The organism is Echinicola arenosa (genome assembly GCF_014841125.1).
GTDB lineage: Bacteria > Bacteroidota > Bacteroidia > Cytophagales > Cyclobacteriaceae > Echinicola > Echinicola arenosa.
Map to the genome: position 1 here is coordinate 1,295,856 of NZ_JACYTQ010000001.1, position 6,387 is coordinate 1,302,242.

The 6,387-nt window shown below is 37.9% G+C and carries 8 protein-coding genes and 1 rRNA gene; 4 read left to right on the forward strand and 5 right to left on the reverse strand.

Features of this window, described 5'->3' with window-relative positions; all coding sequences use genetic code 11:
* The first annotated feature begins 39 nt into the window (after positions 1 to 39).
* Positions 40 to 495: a ribonuclease HI gene (gene rnhA / locus IFO69_RS04890; protein ID WP_192008882.1), complete on the forward strand. Its 456-nt coding sequence runs from the start codon at positions 40 to 42 to the stop codon at positions 493 to 495.
* A gap of 8 nt (positions 496 to 503) precedes the next feature.
* Positions 504 to 1,223: a tRNA1(Val) (adenine(37)-N6)-methyltransferase gene (locus IFO69_RS04895; protein WP_192008884.1), complete on the forward strand. Its 720-nt coding sequence runs from the start codon at positions 504 to 506 to the stop codon at positions 1,221 to 1,223.
* A 1-nt stretch (position 1,224) separates the two neighbouring features.
* On the opposite strand, the gene IFO69_RS04900 is transcribed toward IFO69_RS04895, so the two are convergent.
* The gene (locus IFO69_RS04900; RefSeq protein ID WP_192008886.1) at positions 1,225 to 2,562 is read right to left on the reverse strand and encodes a saccharopine dehydrogenase C-terminal domain-containing protein; all 1,338 of its coding nucleotides are present in this window, start codon (positions 2,560 to 2,562) and stop codon (positions 1,225 to 1,227) included.
* Between the two features lie 129 nt (positions 2,563 to 2,691).
* On the opposite strand from IFO69_RS04900, the gene IFO69_RS04905 reads away from it, so the two are divergent.
* Both IFO69_RS04905 and IFO69_RS04910 read left to right on the forward strand, forming a co-directional pair.
* Positions 2,692 to 3,174, forward strand: a complete 483-nt coding sequence (locus IFO69_RS04905) for a cytidine deaminase (protein WP_192008889.1) — start codon at positions 2,692 to 2,694, stop codon at positions 3,172 to 3,174.
* 2 nt (positions 3,175 to 3,176) lie between these two features.
* Positions 3,177 to 3,842 carry an alpha/beta hydrolase gene (locus IFO69_RS04910; RefSeq protein WP_192008892.1) on the forward strand — a complete coding sequence of 222 codons (666 nt, stop codon included), beginning with the start codon at positions 3,177 to 3,179 and terminating at the stop codon, positions 3,840 to 3,842.
* Here IFO69_RS04910 and IFO69_RS04915 read toward each other — a convergent pair.
* The 4 genes from IFO69_RS04915 to rrf all read right to left on the reverse strand — a co-directional run.
* On the reverse strand, positions 3,827 to 4,582 hold the full coding sequence (locus tag IFO69_RS04915; RefSeq protein WP_225443987.1) for a ThuA domain-containing protein: 756 nt from the start codon (positions 4,580 to 4,582) through the stop codon (positions 3,827 to 3,829). The two genes, IFO69_RS04910 and IFO69_RS04915, sit on opposite strands and share 16 nt — an antisense overlap.
* 57 nt (positions 4,583 to 4,639) lie before the next feature.
* Positions 4,640 to 5,290 (reverse strand): M15 family metallopeptidase, encoded by a 651-nt coding sequence (locus IFO69_RS04920; RefSeq protein ID WP_225443988.1) that lies wholly within the window; start codon positions 5,288 to 5,290, stop codon positions 4,640 to 4,642.
* Between the two features lie 119 nt (positions 5,291 to 5,409).
* Positions 5,410 to 6,171, reverse strand: coding sequence for an SDR family NAD(P)-dependent oxidoreductase (locus IFO69_RS04925; RefSeq protein ID WP_192008900.1), 762 nt, complete (start codon positions 6,169 to 6,171; stop codon positions 5,410 to 5,412).
* 134 nt (positions 6,172 to 6,305) lie between these two features.
* Positions 6,306 to 6,387: ribosomal RNA gene (gene rrf, locus IFO69_RS04930) — 5S ribosomal RNA — on the reverse strand; the annotation flags it as partial.

Below are 6,387 nucleotides of genomic sequence, written 5' to 3' on the forward strand. Positions count from 1 at the left end.
GTCGGCTAGAAATGGCTGACATTTTTTTTACTTTTGAGCATGATTTTGATTTATACAGATGGTGCAGCCAAAGGCAACCCTGGCAACGGAGGTTATGGAACTATCCTGAAATACAAGCAACACGAGAAAGAACTGTCCGAAGGATTTAGACTTACCACCAACAACCGCATGGAGCTATTGGCCGTTATCAAAGGCCTTGAAGCTATCAAAGTAGACGGTATTCCCGTAAAAATATATTCGGACAGTAAATATGTAGTGGATGCAGTCACGAAAGGATGGATTTGGAGCTGGCAGAAAAAAGCATTTAAGGATAAAAAGAATGTGGACTTATGGAAACGCTACATTCCGTTGCATAATAAATACAAACCTCAATTCCAGTGGGTAAAAGGACATGCAGGACATCCCGAGAATGAACGCTGCGACCAATTAGCTGTCGAGGCTGCTGAGTCAGGGAAACTATTGGTAGATGAAATCTATGAAAAAGGATTAGCTTAAAAATCTATATGCCCAATTCTTACTTCCAATTCAAGCAATTTACAATTCATCAGGAAAACTGTGCCATGAAAGTCAGCACAGATGCTGTGATATTGGGAGCTTTGGTAAATGAAGCATTTCCTACACAAATACTTGATATAGGAACTGGAACCGGGGTCATTTCTTTGATGCTTGCCCAAAGATTCCAAGAAGCAAAAATCTTAGGGTTAGAGATTGATCAACCTACTTTTGAGCAGGCTAATGAGAACAAAAACAACAGCCCCTTCAAAGATCAAATTGAAATTCATCACCTTTCCTTTCAAGAATTCTCAAAAAAAAACGCTAAAAATTTCCCCCTAATTGTCAGCAACCCTCCTTATTTCCCAAATCATAATAAATCCAAAAATGATCAACGGAACAAAGCCCTGCACAATGATGAGTTATCATTTGGAGACCTGATCAAAGGCGTTGTTAAATTACTCGATAAAAACCTGGGGGCATTCTGGGTAATTTTACCACCAAGACAAATGGATGATTTAGAAAGGATAGCTGCTTTCTTCGGATTGTATCCAAAAGACTTTTTTGAATTAAGGGACAGGCCTTCTACAAAAGTCTTGAGACATGTAAAATCCTTTACCTTTACACAAAGTCAAAAGCCTATACCTTCTCTTATCACCATTAAAAACAATGATTCTTCATACAGTAAGGTGTATAAAGATCTTCTGAAAGATTTTCTTTTGATCTTTTAGTTTAGAGTAGTTTTTCTTTCTCGACAAAACGAATCCCTTTACTTTCCAACACATCCAGCACGGGTAAATAAATTTCTTTCAATGTAGGCAGGCAAAGTCCCCTAAACTTGATTTTACCATCCAAAAACAAATCAACTGCGGCAGCCAAAGGAAGTCCCACAGTTTTTGCCATTGCAGTGTAAACATTATTTTCCCCCTTTACTACTAAACTAGAATGGATACTTTTCTCTTTACCATGGTAATATTTGACCAGAAATTGGTGTTGCATCACCACCATATCCTTATCCTCTTTTTTCATACGCCATTTATCCTCTAGAATCTGTTGAAGAATAGTCGCTGGACTACCTTCAAAAAGCGGCAAAGCTTCTTCATCAAAAAGCCCCAGCCATTCCAGTTTACTCATGATTTCATCATCGACCCAAGGTAAAATCCGCTTCAATTTTTCTTCTACACCAAACATCATATCATAAGGTAAAAAAGCATTGACAAACATCCTCTTGGTAAAATCTCTTGGCAAACTCATAGAAAAAGAATCATCCGTTAAGCCCAACTGAACCAAAACATCCCAGCTTCTGCAAAACCCTGCTCGTCGCAATGTTCCACGAATAATAGTTGGAATATCTTCAAGTCCATATACAGCCCGGTAGCTTAAAGAATCACGATTGGCATAACCATCAAAATCTCCCACATCATCAAATTGGATCAAGTCTGTTCTTCTGAAAAGCATATGGTAAGGAATAAACTTATAGCGTCCATTTCGAATAAACCTGGAAACTCCATGTCCTGCCAAAACCACATTCCTAGGGTTCCAAGTAAACTTATAGCGCCAAGGATTATCTCTTTCGCTTTCCGGTGACAGTAGCCCACCACAGTATGATTTGAACAATTCAATCTTCCCTCCAGTCTCTTTTTCTCGATCGATTATCTGCATGGCAGACATATGATCAATTCCGGGATCTAATCCACATTCATTAAGAAACAACAAATCTTTCTCTTTTATCGCAGAACTCATTTCTTTCATCTGGGAAGACTCATAAGAAGCAGAAAAAAAGTGTTTCCCCAATTCCAAACAATCCTCAGCTACTAAAGGATGTAAAAAAGCTGGAAGCATGGAAATGACTACATCAGACTTTGAAATCAAGGTTCTTCTGAGCGTGACATCCTGTACATCTAATCTTACCGCCTCACCGTTTGGGTGTCCCTCTAATTTATTGAATGCTTCTGCCAGGTCATTGTCTGCTAAAATTATAAAACGTCTTTTTGAATAGGCTTCTTCCAGCAGGTAATCCAACAACACTTTTGAGGATTTACCAGCCCCTATTATTAAAATGGTCTTCATTCTAATTAGCATTTATGGGTTTATGAAAGATGGTGATTAATTTTTTGATGAAAAAATTAATATTTAGAAATCAGTTTTCAATCCACTATATTATAAAATATTCGTTGATCAATCCGTCAAAACTATACTATGGGTAAAAAAATCACTCAAAATATAAGCTTAACCCTTCTGGACATTCATGAACTTGATGAAAAGGAAATTGAGCTGGTCAATAAAGCAAAAAATGCCATGAATAGCGCTTACGCTCCCTACTCTAATTTCATGGTCGGTGCCGCTATACTTCTCGAGAATGATGAGATCCTTACGGCGAATAACCAAGAGAACGCTTCCTTTCCTGTCGGGATATGTGCTGAACGGCTATTGCTAGGATATGCCCATGCAAACTTCCCTAAGCTGAAACCATTAAAGATTGCCATCATTGCCAAAAAAAAGGGAAGTGATAAATACGCTACCGTTTCTCCTTGTGGCCTTTGTAGACAAACCATCAATGAGTATGAGGTAAAGTTTGAGACAGATATTCAAATATTAATGTACACGCCCAATGATCAAATTTTAAAAGCGGCTAACATTAGCAAGCTACTACCTTTCAAGTTTAATGATCTAAATAGCTAAAAATGTATCACCAAGTCAAGTATGAAACGACTGGTTCGTATGTAACTTCTCAGCCAATAACAGCTTTGGAAAAAGAACTTTGGATTGTGCTTCATGGTTATGGTCAGTTAGCCAGTTTTTTCCTTAAAAAATTTTCATCCCATTTTAATTCGGATAGATTGTTTATTGCTCCTGAAGCTACAAACTATTCCTATTTAAAAAATTTTTCCGGAAGGGTAGGTGCAAACTGGATGACTAAACACCAACGAGAGCTAGCAATAGCTAACAACCATCATTTCCTTAATGCAATACTAAACCAGTCCCTAAGCTACTTTTCTACACAGCCTTCTATTAACATATTAGGTTTCTCTCAAGGCAGTGCAACAGCCACTAGATGGGCTGCCCAATTGGAAGTTCAAGTTAATACACTTGTGCTATGGGGAGGAGGTTTTGCGCATGATATCGATCTAAACCACCTTGATCAAAGCCTTAAAAATACAAGGACTTTTATGGTTATGGGAAATCAAGACCCATTTCTCACAGAGGAAAAAATGAAAGAACAGGAGGAAATCCTACAGAAAATTCCAATTCAAAAAGAAAAAATCTCCTATCAAGGAGGACATGATATTTACCCTGAAACCTTAAAGGAGATCTTCGAAAAGGTCAATAATAGTTACTTCAATGGATAGCCTTTGGCTGCCCACCAAATTCCTCCATAGAGGTGATTCAAAAAATCAGGATCTTTATAAGCTGATTCCACATGACCTAAGCCTGTATAGAAAACCCTTCCTCCATCATATTCATGACACCATGCAATCGGATGTACAGCTCCCATGCCCATTTTTTTTCCATTTCTTGCACCCGTATCATATGTATTTTCATCCAATTGCAATAGGATATGAACATCTTCATTAAAGTTCTGGTACTCATACAACTCATCAGTCCAAAGCCACTTTTTAGCTAAATGATAAGTAGAAGGGTGGTCTTGATCAACCACATCTATTTTCACGGTTTGCTGAGCAGGATGGTGCTTAAATTGCCCTCCTATCATTTTTGTATACCATTCCCATTCATACTCTGTATCTGTGGCACTGTGAATTCCCACAACACCTTTTCCACTTTGTACAAACTTCTTAAAAGCTTCTTTTTGTTCATCATTTAGGATATTCCCGGTTGTACTGGCCAATATAATTAGGTCATACTTTTTGAGGCTCTCATCTGTGAAAACTGTAGCATCTTCTGTTGTATAAACACTAAAAACCCGGTCATTTGCCAGGTTTTTGATCGCTTTAACTGCATTTGGAATGGACTGATGTCTAAAACCTTGGGTTTTACTAAAAACTAATGCTCTAAACTGACCTTGAGCTTGAATACCAATAGAAGCAGTCATGATAAAACAGATCAATGCCAAACATTTTAAAAAAGACATTCGGTTAAATAGGTTCATGGTTATTATTAAAGTTTATTGAATATATAATTGATTTCTTTACTTTACTATTTCATAGAGTTCTTTTGCCTTTTGTAGACTAAAAGCATTAAAATGCCACCACTCAGAACCTATCCCAGCAAATCCCGCAGAAGTCATAGCTTTCCTTAAAATTTCTCTGTTGGCGACATGCTCTCTGGTTATTTTCCCCTCTTTGAGCATTTGCTTTTCCCTGTCAGGATATGCTGGATATCCAAAATAATCGTAATGAGTACCTAAGTCTAATGGTATTCCTGTACTTTTTTCTGCCAATGTTAGATCTACAGCCACTCCATAATTATGTAAACTTCCCTTTTTGGGATCAGCGACATATAACGGCTTTATGCTATCAGGTTTATCTAGACTGTCCCAAAGAATTTGCTGCACGGAATTGGGACGTACTCCATCATAAATTAAAAAAGTAAGCTCCGGATGCTGTTGATTGAGCTTCTTTAAAGCTTTTTTAAGTTTCGCGACTACATCAGGTTGCAAATAGCAATTCCTTAAATCACCATAAACATCCTTTCCGAAAAAATTGTCCTTTGTACTGTACTTTAACTCTATGTAAACCTCAGGTATGGCAACCTTTACATTGGTGAGTCCTGCTTGGATAAGTCCTCTTTCTAGTTCGCTTATAGTGTCTTTCTCAGGATTACCCATCGATATTTCCATTAAAGAAACATCATTATTAACCTCCAAATCTCCATTTGAAGTTAAACCCCTTTCTTTTGAGCGATTTTGATTGCATCCCAAACATACAAGGCCAACAATGCACCAATAAAAAAACCTCATTATTCTATATTTTTATAAACGGTATTACTGTTAGCTTGCGAACCTGCTAAAACAGTAATGTCGGTCATGGCTACATGCGAAGGCCTAGTAATTGAGAAATTAACAATATCAGCAATATCCTCTGGCTTTAAAGGTTCAAATCCCTCATAAACAGATTTAGCCCTATCTTCATCTCCTTTAAAACGAACAAGAGAAAACTCCGTTTCAACTAAACCAGGATGTATCCCTGTTACTTTAATACCGTACTTAGTTAAATCCAACCTCATACCTTTCGTTAGCGCATCTACAGCGTGCTTGGAGGCACAATAAACGTTTCCATTTGGGTACACCTCCTTGGCTGCGATAGAGCCAATATTTACAATATGTCCCTGCTTTCGCTCGATCATTATCGGCATTATCTTCTTGGATACATAGAGTAGGCCCTTCACATTTATATCCATCATAGCATCCCAATCATCGGTATTCCCTGACTGAATAGGATCCAAGCCGTGGGCATTGCCAGCATTATTGACTAAAACATCTATTTTTTTCCAGTCAGATGATAACTTATCAATAGCAGTATCTACATCATTTTTATTTCTGACGTCAAACACCAAATAAGTATATCTCGCTGAAGGATCAATCTCCTGTTTCAATTTTATCAATCTCTCCTCTCTTCTACCTGTAGCAATGATATCAAAACCAGATTTGGCTAATGATAAGACACAGGCTTTTCCAATCCCTGAGGTAGCACCAGTTATAAATGCGATTTTTCGATTCATGCATTTAATTTAAAGGAAATAGACAACAGATAAAAAAGAAAATGCAAGAACGGTCAAGAATATACTTAAAAAGGTAAAATAAAAATAAGTCACAAAAAAAGCCCCGTGTCCTTGTAGGACAGGGGGCATATAGGTGAGGGCGGCGACCTACTCTCCCGGGTGTAACCCCAGTACCATCGGCGCGACAGGGCTTAACTTCTCTGTTCGGGATGGGAA

Bases quoted from the DNA above. Each gene is read 5' to 3' on its own strand.
- IFO69_RS04925 (WP_192008900.1), bottom strand. From the start codon at position 6,171: ATGAATCGAAAAATCGCATTTATAACTGGTGCTACCTCAGGGATTGGA.
- IFO69_RS04900 (WP_192008886.1), bottom strand. From the start codon at position 2,562: ATGAAGACCATTTTAATAATAGGGGCTGGTAAATCCTCAAAAGTGTTG.
- rnhA (WP_192008882.1), top strand. From the start codon at position 40: ATGATTTTGATTTATACAGATGGTGCAGCCAAAGGCAACCCTGGCAAC.
- IFO69_RS04910 (WP_192008892.1), top strand. From the start codon at position 3,177: ATGTATCACCAAGTCAAGTATGAAACGACTGGTTCGTATGTAACTTCT.
- IFO69_RS04920 (WP_225443988.1), bottom strand. From the start codon at position 5,290: ATGGAAATATCGATGGGTAATCCTGAGAAAGACACTATAAGCGAACTA.
- IFO69_RS04915 (WP_225443987.1), bottom strand. From the start codon at position 4,582: ATGTCTTTTTTAAAATGTTTGGCATTGATCTGTTTTATCATGACTGCT.
- IFO69_RS04905 (WP_192008889.1), top strand. From the start codon at position 2,692: ATGGGTAAAAAAATCACTCAAAATATAAGCTTAACCCTTCTGGACATT.
- IFO69_RS04895 (WP_192008884.1), top strand. From the start codon at position 504: ATGCCCAATTCTTACTTCCAATTCAAGCAATTTACAATTCATCAGGAA.